This is a genomic window from Sporosarcina sp. FSL K6-6792 (genome assembly GCF_038004885.1).
Taxonomy (GTDB): Bacteria; Bacillota; Bacilli; order Bacillales_A; family Planococcaceae; genus Sporosarcina; species Sporosarcina psychrophila.
Map to the genome: position 1 here is coordinate 366,675 of NZ_JBBOSA010000001.1, position 16,665 is coordinate 383,339.

Sequence of the window (16,665 nt, forward strand, 5' to 3'; positions counted from 1 at the left end):
CGATGAAGTTACTAATTCTGAACGGACCCAATCTTAACAGGCTCGGAAAGAGAGAGCCGGGTATTTATGGCGCAGAAACATTGGAAGACGTTGAACGTAAATTAGACAAAGTGGCTTTGTTACATGGTGTTGAACTATCATTCTTCCAATCTAACTGGGAGGGTGCTTTAATCGACCGAATCCATGAAGCAGAAGACGCTGGCTTGGATGGTATTGTCTTCAATCCAGGTGCGTTTACGCATTATAGTATCGCTCTGCGTGATGCTGTCGCGTCTGTTGATGTACCTGTCATCGAAATCCATATTTCGAACATACATAGCCGTGAACCGTTCAGAGAGACATCCGTTATTGCGCCAGTCTGTATCGGCCAGTTAGCTGGATTCGGCACGGACGGATATGAACTCGCCTTCCACGCTTTCCTTCTCCGGGGAAAAGGGGTATGAAACTGTGAAATTGACAAAACTACGTGAACTGTTAACAGAAAATGGCATTGATGCACTACTCGTTACGAACTCGTACAACCGTCGTTATATGACTGGCTTCACGGGGACAGCAGGACTTGCTCTTATCTCGTCTGACGATGCAGTGTTCTTTACAGATTTCCGTTATACTGAACAGGCGGAACGAGAAATCAATGGCTTCCGTATCGTTCAGCATACGACTACCATCATTGAAGAAGTGGCCGAGCAAGCGAAAAACATGAAGCTTCGGACAATCGGTTTTGAAAAAGATGATATGTCATTTGGTCTTTACGAACTATATAATGGAAAAGTCGAAGCGGAGCTAAAACCTGTTTCGGGACTCGTCGAAAAACTGCGTATGGTGAAAACAGAAGATGAGCTAGCTATTTTGAAAAAAGCAGCTAAAATTGCAGATGATGCATTCACGCATATTTGTACATTTATCAAGCCGGGCGTGACGGAATTAGAAGTTTCAAATGAACTTGAGTTTGCGATGCGTAAACAAGGGGCAACTTCATCTTCCTTCTCAATTATCGTGGCATCTGGTTTACGCGGAGCACTTCCACATGGAGTTGCAACGGACAAAGTAATCGAATCAGGAGATCTTGTTACGCTCGATTTCGGCGCGTTGTATGAAGGATATATTTCTGACATTACGCGTACTGTCGCTGTCGGTGAACCTTCTGATAAACTGAAAGAAATTTACGCAGTGACTCTTGCAGCACAAGAACTTGCTTTAAAAGAGATTAAACCGGGTATGACCGGAATAGAAGCGGATGCAATTGCACGCGATTACATCATATCTAAAGGCTACGGTGAAGCATTTGGTCATTCAACGGGACATGGTATCGGTCTTGAAGTGCACGAAGGACCGGCATTATCTTTCCGTTCTGGTACGGTACTTGAGCCAAATATGGTTGTCACAGTTGAGCCAGGTATCTATCTGCCTGGAATCGGCGGTGTCCGTATCGAGGACGATATCATTATGACGCAAAATGGTAACGAACGTTTAACACATTCAACAAAAGAACTACTTATCTTATAATCTATTATTAATTGGAGGAATCATCTTGATTTCAGTAAACGACTTTAAAACAGGATTAACAATCGAATTTGACGGGGATATTTGGCGCGTAATGGATTTCCAACACGTTAAACCAGGTAAAGGCGCGGCGTTCGTTCGTTCGAAACTGCGTAACTTACGTTCAGGCAACGTCAATGAAAAAACGTTCCGTGCTGGAGAAAAAGTTGCGAAAGCACAAATTGATAACCGCCGCATGCAATATTTGTATGCAAACGGAGACGAGCATGTCTTTATGGATAACGAATCGTACGAACAGATTGAACTTCCAGAGAAGCAGATTGAAGACGAATTGAAGTTCCTAAAAGAAAATATGGAAGTTCATGTTATCTTGTTTAAAGATGAAGTACTTGGTGTTGAACTACCTGTAACAGTTGTCCTTGAAGTTGCAGAAACTGAGCCGGGTATTAAAGGCGATACAGCGAGCGGTGGTTCTAAACCAGCTAAAATGGAAACTGGCGTTGTAGTTCAAGTGCCATTCTTCGTTAACATCGGAGATAAACTTATTATCAACACAGTGGAATCTGAATACGTTTCTCGCGCATAAGGAAGAATCGTTCTTTTGCCAGTTTACTTTATGAAAACTCAAAAAACACCTTGCATTCCAAATCGGATGCAAGGTGTTTTTTTTGCATATGACAGTTCCCCTGGACATAGGATAGTGCAATGGGGGGAATACCGGATGGAATTAAATGATTTGCTACGCGTTGCCGGTATCGGATTAGTCATCGGTTTTCTGCATATCTTTTTCGAACAAACTGGCAGGAAAGAGTTTTCCTTTTTTCTTTTTTTCATCGCTTATATCTATATCACTGCTGAAATGCTCCGCTTCCTGAAGATTTTCTTCACTGAAATCACGGAGTTTTTCCAGTGGTTGTCGATGTCAGTCTGATGTTAACCTTAATTCAGTTAATTGTTGTCTTCCTTATTCTCCTCCTCATTTCATTTACTGTACCTAAATTGCAACCAATTTTGTATGCATCTATTTTTTTCTATTTTCTCTTCCACCTGCTTAATACAATCGTCTTTCCGTTCGGAAAATATTTTGTCGCTTTGTTTGAACCATTACCAGATCCATTTGCAAAATTATTAATCGGCAGTGCCATTCTGTTTTATGTCTCTGAGCTCATCGCAAAACATATCGAAGAGGCAGGATACGGCTCACTTGCCGCAGTAGCTCATTTCGCTGTAAAAATTGTCATACTGACTTTGTGGATGCAGCAGACGTCCGCATTAATCGAAATCCTTTCAAAACTCATTACAAAATGAACAGGCGGGGCATCCATGATTTCTTTTATAGAATCGATACTCGGAACCGTATTGTCAAGCTTTGTCATTATCATCATTGCAACTTTTATGGCATTGTTGGTAGATTTTTTGTTTCCATCGTTTGCAAAATGGACGAGGATGATTTTGATATTTATTGTTGTAACGGTTGTATTGCAACCCGCATTTGAACATCTAACTCTCATTCGTGATATTGCAAACTCGATATCGATGATGTTCATTTCTATTTATCCGATATTGACTGCCAGCATGGTTGCTGCGGGTGGAGCATTCAGTATGCTGAACTTTCAGCCTGCAATGCTGTTATTTGCAAATGGTGCAATTGTCCTCACGGAGAAAGTACTGATACCACTTTTAACAGCTGCACTTATCTTAGATCTTGTATCTAGGATACTACCGGCCGTTCCGTTTACTAAAATGGCAGATTTAATTCGGACGACCCTTCTGGGAACGGTTTCGGCCGTCGTTGCAGCTTACTCCATTTTTATAACCGTGGGAGGCACGATGACTTGGGCGCTCACTGGGCTAGCGAGCGAACCTATTAAAGAGCTGATACGTCAAAACGTCCCTCTTATTGGTTCATTTATGACCGAAAGCATGGGAACGATGGGTCGCTATTCGTCGGGGGCGAGTGTTTTCGCTGGAGGTTGGCTTATATCGGCAATTTGGACTGTTGCACTCATTCCATCGTTTAAAACACTCCTAACCGCGTTTTTCTACAGATGGACCGCAGCACTCATTGAACCATTTGCGAATGAAGATATCACTGGAATTTTGGATGATATTGGGAGAACGTTATTTGTGTTATGTGCTGTTTCTTTTTTAATAGCTTTTGCGTTTATCTATACTGCACTTTTTTCAATAATCCTTGTGAAGTTGATTACTACGATGAAATGAGGCGTGGAATGGAGTCTTTTTTAATAGGTGTTCTTCTTATCACCCTTTTGGCTTCAACAATTCTGTTGTTATTTCCAAATGAAACAGAAGAAAATTTCCTGCCAATTGTTAAACTCGCTATGGGCATTTGGATGATTCAATCATTCTTCAAGATTTTTGGTCATAGCCTTCTATGAAACTGCATAAAATGATTCATTGATGACAGGTCGTACAAGCGGCACAATGAGTGGAAATGGTGATAATATGCACAAACCAACAAGGAAAACCCATACGATCCTCCTCGGGACGATTGTTCTCCTGGTCATCATTTTCATCAATTCTAGTCTTGGGGTCATCGGGGGGGAGAAGGGAAAGAGGGAGGAGAGCGGGGAATTTGCAGCACTACAAGAGGCGCTGATGAAAATTGAAGGGATCGGGGAAATTTCGTTATATTTCCATTATGAAAATAGGGAGTCTACTAATCAGCTAACCGATTACTTTTCAACGTCCACTGCATCGGCTAAAAAGGGAAGTGAGCTACAAGGCGTTCTTGTCGTTGCGGAAGGTGCGGAAGACTTCAAAATTCAAAACGAACTATCGAAGATCCTGTCAACCGTCCTCCAGCTGCCCGAACATCGAATTGTCATCGCTAAAATGAATAATAGGGGGAACACTAATGAGAACGAATAAAAGAACAGTATGGTTTTTAACATTGCTCAGTCTAGTTGCAGTCATTTCCATCTATTACATCAAGGAAAAATCACCAATGCCGTTCGATGGAATCAACATTTTTAAAGACTCAGAAAGCGCTGTACAACTGGTCGAAAACTCGAATGATGCAGAAAAAACACAACCAGTCTTCGCAGAAGCAGTTGTGTTCGAAGAAATGCGAATGCAGATCCGTGATGAACGAAGCAAAATTGGGGAGCAATTGTTGTCTAAAATATTAACGTCTGATACAGCCGAAGAAAAAAACAAGGTGTACGAAGAGATGGGTCAGCTGACTAAACGCGAATCGGCTGAGGCGCTAATGGAATTACAAATTAAAGCAATGGGATATCCTGAAGCATTTGTCTACAATGAAGACGGTGCAGTGAAAATTACTGTCCTTTCCAACGAAGGTCATTCATCTAAAATGGCGGAAGAGATTACTCATTACGTCATGACGAGCTGGAAAGACGCAAAAGCAGTGAATATTACTTTTACTGGTGACATGGAATGAATATGGAAAATGAAGGCCCTAGATAGGGTCTTTTTTTTATTATATAGGAGATAATAAAATCTCGTACTGTGGAGAAGTTGTAACGTAGAGATTTTACGTCTAGACTCCAGCGCCTATCCCTTGGCCCACACGACGTGGGTCATGCAGCTATTGCAACAGGATGTCGCGGAATTAAACTACCTTCCTCTGTCACTTTAGGCCTTTGCCTACTGGCCTTCCGGGTGAGACTGAACTGCATCCCTCCTACATATCGGGGCTAAACATACGCCTATGCTTTTGTTCTTTAACAGCAAACTTTAATGTAAATAACCATTATCTATTTCAATATGGGACGAAAACAGCTAAAATAGTTAAAGAACATAATTATAATGGAGTCAGGAGAATCGATCATGCTAAAAATTCAAGAAATCCGTGAAATTATTAAACTAATTGATCAATCTTCAATTGAAAAATTCACTTATGAATCAGATGGTGCAAAACTCGTATTAAAAAAAGGTAGTGCGGCACAAGCTGCAGTAGCTACAACAGTTGTCGAACAAGAACAATCTGTTCAACAGGGAGTTTCTGCTGAGCAAGTTCAGAGAACAGAAGAAGTAATTGCTCCTCAACAGGTAACACCAGTTGTACCCGTTGTTGAAGTACAAGTGGAAGATCCATCGCTGCACAAAATTACATCACCGATGGTTGGAACATTCTATTCAGCATCGTCCCCTGATGTACCAGCTTATGTACAAAAAGGTGATAGCGTGAAATCGGAAGCTATCGTGTGCATCGTAGAAGCAATGAAGCTATTCAATGAAATTGAAGCGGAAGTTTCAGGGGAAATCGTTGAGATTCTCGTAAAAGACGGTCAGCTCGTTGAATACGGACAACCTCTCTTCCTTGTAAGAGCTAATTAAGGAGGAATGAAAAATGAAGAAGGTTTTAATAGCTAATCGCGGTGAAATTGCCGTACGTATTATCAGGGCTTGTAAAGAACTTGGTATGAAAACAGTCGCGGTTTATTCAGAAGCTGATCAGGAAGCTCTTCATGTCGAATTAGCAGATGAAGCTTATTGCGTCGGTCCAAAATTATCTAAAGACAGCTACCTAAATTTTTCAAATATCATCAGTGTTGCAAAACTAACTGGTTGCGATGGAATTCATCCGGGATATGGTTTCCTAGCGGAAAATGCGAGTTTCGCCGAACTATGTGAAGAGGTTAACATTGAATTTATTGGACCTACTTCGGACAATATTTCACGTATGGGTACGAAAGACGTAGCACGTGAAACAATGCGAGAAGCAGGTGTGCCAATTGTTCCAGGTTCTACTGGAATCGTTGCTGATGAACAAGATGGTCTCCGAATCGCTGAAGAAATCGGTTTTCCAGTTATCATCAAAGCTACAGCAGGCGGCGGCGGTAAAGGAATTCGTGTTGCAAGGGACGCTGAAGAATTAATCAATGGAATCAAAATCACTCAAAAAGAGGCTGCTGCTGCTTTTGGCAATCCTGGAGTCTACATTGAGAAGTTTATTGAAGTGTTCCGCCATATCGAAGTTCAAATACTTGCTGATAAATATGGTAATACAATTCATTTAGGAGAACGTGATTGTTCGATTCAGCGCAGAATGCAAAAGCTTGTTGAAGAAGGGCCATCACCAGCTCTGACACCTGAACTGAGATTAGCAGTAGGTGACGCGGCGGTCAAAGCGGCAGAAGCTGTCAATTACGAGGGTGCTGGAACAGTTGAATTCATTTTCGATCATATCAATCAAAAATTCTACTTCATGGAAATGAATACGCGAATCCAAGTAGAACACACGATTACAGAGATGATTACAGGAATTGATTTGGTTCAACAGCAACTGAAAATTGCGTCGGGTGAAAAACTTGCCTATCGCCAAGAAGATATTAAAATCAATGGCTGGTCAATTGAATGCCGCATCAACGCAGAAAATCCTTCGAAAAACTTTATGCCTTCACCGGGGAAAGTAACTATGTACATGCCTCCAGGCGGCTTTGGTGTTCGGGTAGATTCTGCCATGTATACGGGCTATTCAATCCCGCCGTTTTACGATTCGATGGTTGCGAAACTAATTGTTCATGCAGATACAAGGGAAGAAGCGGTAGCTAGGATGAAACGTGCACTTGATGAATTTATCATTGAGGGTGTCGAAACAACTATTCCGTTCCACTTGAAGCTTATGGATAATGAAGTCTTCAAATCTGGAGATTTCGATACGAAATTTCTTGAAAGATACACGATTATGAACTGAAAGGGAGGGGACTTGGAATGACTGATAAAACAATTCCAACATTCGTCGGGATGGCTCCGGCGGGGGATGGTGAGCTCGGACGTGTCCAGCTTGCTCCCGAAGTTCTTGAAGTGATTATCGGAATTGCGACGACGGAAGTAAAAGGCGTCGCGAATACAAGAGGAAACTTTGCTACAGGAGTTGCGGAAAAGTTCGGTAAAGTGAACCATGGGAAAGGGGTCAAAACGGAATGGTCTGAAGAGGGTCTGACGATTGACGTATATTGCGTTGTCGAATACGGCTATTCTGTACCTGCCATTGCCGTGGATATCCAAAAGCAAATTCGTCATGCAATTTTCCACATGACTTCCCTTGAAACGAAAGAAGTCAATGTCCATATTACAGGGATCCAGTTTGAGGCTGGAGCGGAAACGGAATGATCTGAAAAGCATCGTCCAGCCGGATGATGCTTTTCAACTTGTCTTACTGTATCCGGCAACCTGTTTATGCTATGATAATGCCCTAGAGACATGGTAGTGGAGGAGAATAAGAAGATGAAACGAAGAGAAGCACGTGAAAAAGCAGTACAAACCCTTTTTCAACTTGATAATACAGAATTAAGTGTAGATGAAGCAATTAACTACATTGTTGAAGAACCAGCAAATCGTTTTTATGAACAGCTTGTACGGGGAACTGTGCAAAATAAAGAAGCAATAGATGAGGTCCTCACAGGAAAACTGGAACACTGGTCATTGGACCGACTTCCGAAAATTGAGCGGACTGTTTTGAGAATCGCAGTTTATGAATTGCTGTTCAATGAGGAAGTACCACATAGAGTGGTTTTGAATGAGGCAATCGAGCTATGTAAAATATTCGGCGATGAAAAATCAGGCCGTTTTGTGAACGGTGTATTATCCAAGTTTGAAGAAAAATAATTGAAACCATTTGGAGGTATCATGATGACTGGAAAACTGATTGATGGAAAAGTAATCGGGCAAGAAATCAGAGACGAAATCAAGGAAAGAGTAACTGCTTTGAAAGAGCACGGTTGTCAGCCGGGGCTTGCGGTCGTTCTTGTTGGTGAAAACCAAGCTTCCCGTACATATGTTAGGAACAAGCAGAAATCAAGTTCGGAAGTGGGCATGAAATCGGAACTGATTGAACTTCCAGTCACAGTATCCGAAAAGGAGTTACTCGATCATGTCACACGGCTGAATAATGATGATTCAATTCATGGTATTCTGGTTCAGCTTCCGTTACCCGACCATATTGACGAAAACCTAGTCATCAGTGCAATTGACCCGACAAAAGATGTAGATGGATTCCATCCTGAAAATGTTGGGAAAATGATTATTGGTCAAAAAGCATTTCTATCATGCACGCCATACGGTATCATCAAACTCCTCGAACGAACAGATACTGAAATCAGCGGTAAGCATGCTGTTATCGTTGGACGCAGTAACATTGTCGGAAAACCGATGGGTCAATTGCTTTTACAGCGCGATGCGACAGTCACATACTGTCATTCTAAAACCAAGGATTTAGCTTCATTTACGAAACAGGCTGATATTCTCATTGTCGCAATTGGCAAGACAAAGTTCATCACAGATGAGCACATTAAAGAAGGCGCTGTCGTTATAGATGTTGGTATGAACCGCGATGAGAATGGTAAATTATGCGGAGACGTCGATTTCGAATCGGCAAAAACGAAAGCTTCAGCTATTACACCGGTTCCAGGTGGGGTAGGTCCGATGACAATTACGATGTTACTGAAAAACACACTTCATAGTGCAGAACAGGCTTCTGCAGAGGGAAGATGTTCACAACAACTATAAAAAACCGGACGGACGCTGTTTTTCATTGAAAAGACAGCGTTTCTATACGTCAAGAAACGGGAGGCGGGACTGTTGGCCGGACACCCACACTTGTCTGTACAAGCATTAACGAAATACATTAAACGGAAGTTCGATGCAGATCCCCATTTACGTAATGTATTTGTTAAAGGGGAACTGTCGAACGTTAAAAGTCATCCGAGCGGACATATATACTTCACCTTGAAAGATGAAAAAAGTAGGATCCAGTCAGCGATGTTCCGTTCTAGCGCATCAAGTCTTAAATTTAAGCCTGAAAATGGCATGAACGTACTGATTACAGGCGATGTAACAGTTTTTGAAACGAGCGGAAACTATCAATTATATGTCCAATCAATGCAACCTGATGGTATCGGTGCGCTTTATCTCGCGTTTGAACAATTGAAAGAGAGTCTGGGGAAAGAAGGATTGTTCGATGCGCGTTGGAAAAGACCGCTACCTTTGTTTCCAACTAAAATCGGTGTAGTTACGGCGCAATCTGGCGCCGCAATTCAAGATATCTGTTCAACAATTGAAAGACGTTATCCACTTGCAGAAATCATTTTGTTTCCTGCGATTGTTCAGGGACCGCAAGCCGCACCTTCCATTGTCAAATCAATCGAACAGGCAGATACATATGGTTCCATCGATGTTCTCATCGTTGGACGCGGCGGGGGTTCTATAGAAGACCTATGGGCGTTCAATGAAGAGTCGGTAGCACGAGCAATCTTTTCTTGCCGACTTCCGGTTATCAGCGCTGTCGGGCATGAAACCGACACGACTATTGCCGATTTTGTCTCGGACAGAAGGGCACCTACTCCGACAGCAGCAGCTGAAATGGCCGTTCCTGCACGTGATGAGTTGTTTGAAAGGCTATTGGACCGGAAACGTGCTATTTATAATTCACTTTCCAATCAGATAAAAAATGAACGCAAACATCTTATAAGCTTACAAACATCCTATCCACTTCAATTTCCAGAGCGTCTTTATCGTCCGTTCACTGATAGATTGATTGGACTTGAGGGCAGACTCTTACGAAGCGGACAAGATATTACAGGCTACCGGCTATCCCAATACCAAAGGTTAAATAGTATGCTGTCTACTTTCTCGCCTGAACAGCGAATCAAAGAAGGTCACAGGAATATAGCGGCACTCACGGAACGTTTGACTAGGGGAGTTCATCAAGACGTTCGCATACAAAGTGATCGTTTCCATGCATCTGTTCGTATGCTGAAGGCACTTAACCCACTTACTATTATGGAGCGTGGCTATTCGATTGTTTATCAGAACAACGAAGTTGCCAATTCTGCTAAATCGTTAGAGGTTGGTGGAAACATTCAAATACGCTTGCAAGATGGAACCGTAGAAGCGACGGTCCAAAAGATTACATTGCATGAAGGGGAGGAAATTTAATTGGGAAAAGAGCCAATCCGCTTTGAAGAAGCGATGCTTAACTTAGAGGAAGTTGTCCAAAAGCTTGAAACAGGGGACGTACCACTTGAGGATGCAATTACACTTTACAAAAAAGGGATGGAACTATCCGCTTATTGCCACGGGAAATTACAGGATGCTGAAAAACAGCTCATTTCCATTATCGACAAAGATGGCAATAAGGCAGAATTTGATCCGGCGAAAGGTTCTGAGTCGAATGCATAAGGAATTACAACAATTCATCACAAAAAAATTACCTATTATCGATGCCAAATTGAATAGCTTGCTTGCGGCTACGAATGTATCTGAAACATTGAAATCCTCGATGGCCTATTCAATCAATGCCGGTGGAAAAAGGATCCGACCTCTCCTCGTTCTAGCCACGCTCGAAGATCTTGGCGTGGAATCTAAAGATGCTTTGACGGTAGCTTGTGCTGCTGAATTGCTGCACACGTATTCCCTCATTCACGACGATTTGCCATGTATGGATGATGATAATTTTAGGCGCGGTAAACCGACGAACCATATCGTGTATGGGGAAGGGGTTGCTGTACTTGCAGGAGATGCTCTACAGACGCTGGCATTTGGAAGTTTAACTCACTTATCAGATACATCCGCGCAAGACACTATTCGAATCATCCGTTTACTATCGGACGCTTCTGGAGCGACAGGAATGGTCGGCGGACAAATGCTTGATATTGAAGGCGAGACAAAAAGCGTTTCTTTATCGGAGCTTGAAACAATACATGTAAATAAAACAGGGGCTTTATTGTCATTTTGTATTGGTGCTGGTGCCATATTAGCCGGTTTAGATGAAGAAAAGTCTGCAAAGTTGAAAGACTTTGCTTACCATATTGGACTCGCATTTCAAATACAGGACGATATTTTAGATATCACGTCTACGACTGAAGAACTTGGAAAGACTGCAGGAAGCGATGCGTTAAGTGAGAAGTCCACGTACCCATCACTGCTTGGTCTAGAGGGTGCAATGGCACGTCTGGCAGAACATCACCAATCCGCAAGAGAATCTCTTGCTTTTTTGGAAGCGGAGCATCCGCTTCTAGGGTTATTCGCGGATTATATCGTCGAACGAGAGTCGTAAAGCGAACTAAATTGTTGTGCTGATCGTCCTTATTGATATAATGTATGCAGTTCAGAATTATCCGTGGCAATTAATATGTGAAGGTGTGTGATAATGATGGAACTCACAGAAATTACTAATCCATCTTTTATTAAAAAACTCAATAGGGATCAGATGGTGGAATTAGCAGAAGAAATTCGGAAATTTCTTATTGGAAAGTTATCAGTTACTGGTGGTCATATAGGGCCTAATCTTGGAGTAGTTGAATTGACAATTGCTTTGCATCGTCATTTTGATAGTCCTGATGATAAAATCATTTGGGATGTCGGCCACCAGGCATATGTCCATAAAATTTTAACAGGTCGTGCTGGTGATTTCGATACGCTTAGGCAATTCAAAGGCTTATGCGGATTCCCCAAAATGATTGAAAGCGATCATGATGTCTGGGAAACAGGTCACAGTTCTACCTCTCTTTCTGCGGCTATGGGAATGGCGGCTGCACGAGATGTCAAGGGAGATTCGAACTATGTAATACCGGTCATCGGAGACGGTGCGCTAACAGGTGGTATGGCACTTGAAGCACTTAATCATATCGGTCATGCAAAAACCAACATGATTGTCATTTTGAATGACAATGAGATGTCAATTGCTCCAAATGTCGGTGCGCTTCATGCAGTCCTTGGAAAGTTAAGAACTGCCGGTAAATATAATAGTGCAAAAGATGAACTTGAATATATATTGAAAAAAATTCCGGCGGTTGGCGGTAAACTTGCTGCTGCTGCGGAGCGTGTGAAAGATAGTTTGAAATATCTGCTCGTTTCGGGTGTCTTTTTCGAAGAACTTGGCTTCACTTATCTTGGACCAATCGACGGGCATGATTTCAATGATCTTGAACGCAATATTCAATACGCCAAGAAAATGGATGGACCTGTCTTGCTTCATGTAATTACGAAAAAAGGCAAGGGATATAGCCCGGCCGAAGACGATAAAATCGGTACATGGCATGGCACAGGACCTTATAAAATCGAGACAGGTGATTTCGTCAAATCTTCTTCTGTGGCACCTTCATGGAGTGGACTTGTTGCAGGTACGGTTCAAAAGCTTGCTCGAGTTGATAGACGTATCGTCGCAATAACGCCGGCAATGCCTGTCGGTTCGAAATTAGAATCATTTGCAGCGGAATTCCCGGATCGATTCTTTGATGTCGGTATTGCTGAACAGCATGCAACGACGATGGCAGCAGGTCTTGCGACGCAAGGGATGAAACCGTTCTTAGCAATTTATTCGACATTTATGCAACGAGCTTACGATCAGATGCTTCATGATATCTCTAGACAAAACCTAAACGTCTTTATCGGTATTGACCGTGCTGGGTTGGTTGGCGCAGATGGTGAAACGCATCAGGGCGTCTTCGATATTGCATTCTTAAGGCACATGCCAAATCTGGTTATTATGATGCCGAAAGATGAAAACGAAGGTCAGCATATGGTGAAAACGGCTATAGATTATGATGAAGGACCTATAGTAATGCGTTATCCAAGAGGAAATGGACTCGGGGTAACTATGGATGAAACATTACGTCCAATCCCGATTGGCTCATGGGAAGTACTACGTGAAGGCCATGATGGCGTCATCTTGACATTTGGAACAACAATTCCGATGGCATTGGAAGCCGCCAACATATTATTTGCTAAAGGGATTCATGTAAAAGTCATAAATGCAAGATTCATCAAGCCACTTGATACGGCAATGTTAGATACAATTTTTGCAACAGGAATGCCAATTATAACAGTTGAAGAGGCGGTTCTTGCTGGCGGTTTCGGCAGTGCTGTACTTGAATATGCACATGATACACTTCAAAACGTTGCCCCAATTAGACGGATGGGCATTCCAGATCAGTTCATTGAACATGGGAATGTTGACGAACTACTTGCAGAAATCGGTATGACTGCAGGTCATCTAGTTGAGAATATGGAATCATTTATTAAAATGCAAGCAGTGGAAAGGGAACAAGTATGACAAATCGTATACCGAAAGAGCGGGTAGATGTCCTCCTGGTCGCGCGTGGTCTCTTTGAAACAAGGGAACAAGCAAAGCGCTCCATTATGGCGGGCATCATCTTTACCGCTGAAACAAGGCTCGATAAACCAGGCGAAAAAATTTTTGCGGATGCACCTCTTGTAGTCAAAGGTTCGAAACTGAAGTATGTCAGTCGGGGTGGCCTGAAGCTCGAAAAAGCGCTTGAGCAGTTTGATGCTGACGTTAACGGCAAAATTGTGCTGGATATCGGGTCGTCAACGGGCGGTTTCACAGATTGTGCCCTTCAAAATGGCGCGTCACATTGCTACGCGCTTGATGTTGGGTACAATCAGCTGGCATGGAAAATACGTCAGGATCCGCGCGTAACTGTAATGGAAAGAACAAACTTTAGACACGCTACACCAGAGCTTTTCACCGAGGGCATACCTCAATTTGCAACAATAGACGTATCCTTCATCTCATTGACGCTTATCCTACCTGCTTTAAAACGCATTCTTGCAGACGGTGGCGACGTCATGGTTCTTGTAAAGCCCCAATTTGAGGCTGGAAAAGGAAAAGTAGGGAAAAAAGGTGTTGTCCGGGAAAAATCCATTCATCTTGAAGTTTTAAGAAAAATCGCTGATGCATCTATACAAGAAGGTTTCAGTCTTCGCGGAATTTCATATTCTCCTGTCACTGGTGGGGAAGGGAATATTGAGTTTCTATTCCACCTGACTTCGGAAGATCATGCTTTGACATCATTTGACGATGTTTCATTCGACAATCTTGTCGAAGAAGCGTACAAGGAACTGCAATAGCACGCATTAATTTGCGTGCTATTCTTGTTGGATGAAATAATGGGTGGTACAGTATGAAGTAAGATATTATTATGGTATGGGAGTGATTAGTATGAATAAAGGGCATAGGCAAATTCGTATTCGTGATATTATCTCGAATTTTGAAATAGAAACACAAGATCAGCTCGTAGATAGCCTAAAAGCAGCGGGAGTGGACGTGACACAAGCGACCGTTTCACGTGATATAAAAGAAATGCATCTTATTAAGGTCCCTTTGTCTGATGGTAGCTATAAATACAGTTTGCCACCCGTACATAAGTACAATACAGAACAAAAACTTCACCGAATGCTAACTGATGCTTTTGTCAGTATTGATGCAGCAGGTCATTTTATTGTTTTGAAAACGCTTCCTGGCAATGCACAAGCTGTCGGTTCTTTAATGGATCATCTCGGATGGGATGAAATTCTTGGAACGATTTGTGGCGATGATACGAGTTTGATTATTTGTCGTGATGAATCACTGACAGGAGTAGTGAAAGAAAAACTGTTGGCGATGCTCTGAAAGAGGTGAAAGCAATTGTTACGTGAAATCTCCATAAAAAACTTTGCAATCATTGAAAACCTTGAAATAACATTTGATGAAGGCCTAACCGTATTAACTGGAGAAACAGGCGCGGGAAAATCTATTATTATCGATGCTGTCCAACTACTTGCGGGTGGAAGAGGATCACAGGAATTTATCCGTCATGGAGCAACAAAAGCCGAACTGGAAGGGCTTTTCACTATTGAAGAAGAATCGCATCCTATTATTGCACAATTAGCTGAATTTGGTATTGATGCACAGGATGGCGTCGTTATATTGCGGCGCGATTTGAATTCAAATGGGAAAACGGTTTGCCGTGTCAATGGAAAGCTTGTGACGATCGCAATTTTGAGAGAAATTGGTTCACAGTTGATTGACATACATGGTCAACACGAAAATCAGGAATTAATGCATGAAAGAAGTCATATTCATTTACTCGATCATTTTGCGGGTGAAAAACTAGAGCATGCCTATGAAAACTATTTCGAGCTGTATGAAAGCTATCGAAAACTGAAACGGAAGCTTGAGAAGGCAGACGATAATGAGCAACAAGTGGCACAACGTATCGATTTGTATTCATTCCAGCTAAAAGAGATTAATGCAGCTGGACTCGTTATTGGTGAAGAGGACCAACTTGAAGCAGAAAAACAAAAGCTTCAAAACTTCAATCGTTTATTTGAGCGATTGAATACCGCATATGTGTCGATCAGTGGAGATACACATGCGCTTGACTGGGTCGGTTCTGCGATGAGTGATATGGAGGATGCCGCGTCGGTCGATAAGAGCTTGAAACTGCATGCTGAAACAATTGCAACAAGTTTCTATGCCTTACAAGATACTTCACACGAGCTCAAAAGTATACTTGATGATATGGAATTTGATCCTGCAAGACTCGAAGTAGTTGAAGAGCGCCTAGCACTCCACATCTCCTTGAAAAGGAAGTATGGCAAAACGATTGAAGACATTCTTTTGTATCGTGATAAAATCACAGAGGAACTTGAAAACTTAGTAAGTAGGGATGAACGTCTTTTTGCCGAGCAGGAAAAACTTGCGCAACTTCTCCAAGATCTTGAAATCGAAGCAGAAGAGTTATCAATTATCCGTCAAAATTCGTCTATTCAATTAGAAAATGCAATTATGGAACAACTGGAGCAACTTCATATGGGAAAAGCTTCTTTTAAAGTGGAAATTACTCGAAAAGCAGCAGGTACTTTTGATTCAAATGGATATGACGATGTGAACTTCTTGATCTCGACAAACGTTGGGGAACCGTTGAAACCACTTGTAAAAGTAGCGTCGGGCGGTGAAATTTCCCGTATAATGTTAGCGATAAAGACAATATTCTCTAAACATCAAGGAGTTACTTCACTTATTTTTGACGAAGTGGATACGGGTGTAAGCGGAAGAGTTGCACAAGCAATTGCGGAAAAAATAGCAATAATTGCAACAAATTCTCAGGTACTTTGTATTTCTCATTTACCGCAAGTCGCCGCAATGGCGGATCACCATTACCTCATTAAAAAAAATGTAATAAGTGATAGGACGATGACGGAAATTCATGATGTCATCGAATCAGACAGGACTGAAGAATTGTCCAGGATGTTGTCTGGAGCTGAAACTACGCCATTAACATTAAAGCATGCGGAAGAGTTGTTGAAATTGGCCGCAGAACGTAAGAAATCGTTTAGATAATCACTTAACGTGCATACTACATTATGCACGTTTTTTTTATTTTTTTA

Annotated in this window: 21 protein-coding genes; all 21 read left to right on the top strand. The window is 42.0% G+C overall.

Going from position 1 to position 16,665, the window contains the following annotated elements; translation table 11 throughout:
* Nucleotides 1-2: 2 nt before the first annotated feature.
* The 21 genes from aroQ to recN all read left to right on the top strand — a co-directional run bounded on the left by aroQ (nucleotide 3) and on the right by recN (nucleotide 16,618).
* Nucleotides 3-443, top strand: coding sequence for a type II 3-dehydroquinate dehydratase (aroQ, locus tag MKZ26_RS01710; protein WP_067209918.1), 441 nt, complete (start codon nucleotides 3-5; stop codon nucleotides 441-443).
* Nucleotides 397-1,506, top strand: a complete 1,110-nt coding sequence (locus MKZ26_RS01715; RefSeq protein WP_340764026.1) for a M24 family metallopeptidase — start codon at nucleotides 397-399, stop codon at nucleotides 1,504-1,506. Before aroQ ends, MKZ26_RS01715 begins: the two co-directional genes overlap by 47 nt.
* A 25-nt stretch (nucleotides 1,507-1,531) precedes the next feature.
* Complete coding sequence (gene efp, locus MKZ26_RS01720; protein WP_067209913.1) at nucleotides 1,532-2,089, top strand: elongation factor P; 558 nt, start codon at nucleotides 1,532-1,534, stop codon at nucleotides 2,087-2,089.
* 135 nt (nucleotides 2,090-2,224) lie between these two features.
* Nucleotides 2,225-2,434 carry a SpoIIIAC/SpoIIIAD family protein gene (locus tag MKZ26_RS01725; protein WP_067209912.1) on the top strand — a complete coding sequence of 70 codons (210 nt, stop codon included), beginning with the start codon at nucleotides 2,225-2,227 and terminating at the stop codon, nucleotides 2,432-2,434.
* Complete coding sequence (locus tag MKZ26_RS01730) at nucleotides 2,413-2,811, top strand: SpoIIIAC/SpoIIIAD family protein (protein WP_156476044.1); 399 nt, start codon at nucleotides 2,413-2,415, stop codon at nucleotides 2,809-2,811. The genes MKZ26_RS01725 and MKZ26_RS01730 overlap by 22 nt, the downstream gene beginning before the upstream one ends.
* 15 nt (nucleotides 2,812-2,826) lie before the next feature.
* Nucleotides 2,827-3,726: a stage III sporulation protein AE gene (locus tag MKZ26_RS01735; protein WP_340764027.1), complete on the top strand. Its 900-nt coding sequence runs from the start codon at nucleotides 2,827-2,829 to the stop codon at nucleotides 3,724-3,726.
* An 8-nt stretch (nucleotides 3,727-3,734) separates the two neighbouring features.
* Nucleotides 3,735-3,902, top strand: coding sequence for a hypothetical protein (locus MKZ26_RS01740; RefSeq protein WP_156476043.1), 168 nt, complete (start codon nucleotides 3,735-3,737; stop codon nucleotides 3,900-3,902).
* Nucleotides 3,903-3,924: 22 nt separating this feature from the next.
* A complete protein-coding gene (locus tag MKZ26_RS01745; protein WP_187044998.1) occupies nucleotides 3,925-4,395 on the top strand; it encodes a hypothetical protein in 471 nt (156 codons plus the stop codon).
* The gene (locus MKZ26_RS01750; RefSeq protein WP_067209902.1) at nucleotides 4,382-4,927 is read left to right on the top strand and encodes a SpoIIIAH-like family protein; all 546 of its coding nucleotides are present in this window, start codon (nucleotides 4,382-4,384) and stop codon (nucleotides 4,925-4,927) included. The genes MKZ26_RS01745 and MKZ26_RS01750 overlap by 14 nt, the downstream gene beginning before the upstream one ends.
* A gap of 389 nt (nucleotides 4,928-5,316) precedes the next feature.
* Nucleotides 5,317-5,826: an acetyl-CoA carboxylase biotin carboxyl carrier protein gene (accB, locus tag MKZ26_RS01755; protein WP_067209900.1), complete on the top strand. Its 510-nt coding sequence runs from the start codon at nucleotides 5,317-5,319 to the stop codon at nucleotides 5,824-5,826.
* A gap of 13 nt (nucleotides 5,827-5,839) precedes the next feature.
* Nucleotides 5,840-7,186 (top strand): acetyl-CoA carboxylase biotin carboxylase subunit, encoded by a 1,347-nt coding sequence (accC, locus tag MKZ26_RS01760; protein ID WP_067209897.1) that lies wholly within the window; start codon nucleotides 5,840-5,842, stop codon nucleotides 7,184-7,186.
* 17 nt (nucleotides 7,187-7,203) lie between these two features.
* Complete coding sequence (locus MKZ26_RS01765) at nucleotides 7,204-7,605, top strand: Asp23/Gls24 family envelope stress response protein (protein WP_067209894.1); 402 nt, start codon at nucleotides 7,204-7,206, stop codon at nucleotides 7,603-7,605.
* A gap of 114 nt (nucleotides 7,606-7,719) precedes the next feature.
* Nucleotides 7,720-8,100, top strand: a complete 381-nt coding sequence (nusB, locus tag MKZ26_RS01770) for a transcription antitermination factor NusB (RefSeq protein ID WP_067209891.1) — start codon at nucleotides 7,720-7,722, stop codon at nucleotides 8,098-8,100.
* Nucleotides 8,101-8,124: 24 nt separating this feature from the next.
* On the top strand, nucleotides 8,125-9,000 hold the full coding sequence (folD, locus tag MKZ26_RS01775; protein ID WP_067209889.1) for a bifunctional methylenetetrahydrofolate dehydrogenase/methenyltetrahydrofolate cyclohydrolase FolD: 876 nt from the start codon (nucleotides 8,125-8,127) through the stop codon (nucleotides 8,998-9,000).
* 72 nt (nucleotides 9,001-9,072) lie between these two features.
* Nucleotides 9,073-10,428 (top strand): exodeoxyribonuclease VII large subunit, encoded by a 1,356-nt coding sequence (gene xseA / locus MKZ26_RS01780; protein ID WP_340764028.1) that lies wholly within the window; start codon nucleotides 9,073-9,075, stop codon nucleotides 10,426-10,428.
* On the top strand, nucleotides 10,429-10,671 hold the full coding sequence (locus tag MKZ26_RS01785) for an exodeoxyribonuclease VII small subunit (protein WP_082786596.1): 243 nt from the start codon (nucleotides 10,429-10,431) through the stop codon (nucleotides 10,669-10,671). It begins immediately after the preceding gene.
* Nucleotides 10,664-11,548: a polyprenyl synthetase family protein gene (locus MKZ26_RS01790; protein WP_187044995.1), complete on the top strand. Its 885-nt coding sequence runs from the start codon at nucleotides 10,664-10,666 to the stop codon at nucleotides 11,546-11,548. The genes MKZ26_RS01785 and MKZ26_RS01790 overlap by 8 nt, the downstream gene beginning before the upstream one ends.
* A 96-nt stretch (nucleotides 11,549-11,644) precedes the next feature.
* Complete coding sequence (gene dxs, locus MKZ26_RS01795) at nucleotides 11,645-13,546, top strand: 1-deoxy-D-xylulose-5-phosphate synthase (protein ID WP_067213960.1); 1,902 nt, start codon at nucleotides 11,645-11,647, stop codon at nucleotides 13,544-13,546.
* The gene (locus MKZ26_RS01800; RefSeq protein WP_067209882.1) at nucleotides 13,543-14,364 is read left to right on the top strand and encodes a TlyA family RNA methyltransferase; all 822 of its coding nucleotides are present in this window, start codon (nucleotides 13,543-13,545) and stop codon (nucleotides 14,362-14,364) included. The genes dxs and MKZ26_RS01800 overlap by 4 nt, the downstream gene beginning before the upstream one ends.
* A gap of 91 nt (nucleotides 14,365-14,455) precedes the next feature.
* A complete protein-coding gene (gene ahrC / locus MKZ26_RS01805) occupies nucleotides 14,456-14,905 on the top strand; it encodes a transcriptional regulator AhrC/ArgR (RefSeq protein WP_067209880.1) in 450 nt (149 codons plus the stop codon).
* A gap of 15 nt (nucleotides 14,906-14,920) precedes the next feature.
* Nucleotides 14,921-16,618: a DNA repair protein RecN gene (recN, locus tag MKZ26_RS01810; protein ID WP_340764029.1), complete on the top strand. Its 1,698-nt coding sequence runs from the start codon at nucleotides 14,921-14,923 to the stop codon at nucleotides 16,616-16,618.
* Nucleotides 16,619-16,665: the final 47 nt, after the last annotated feature.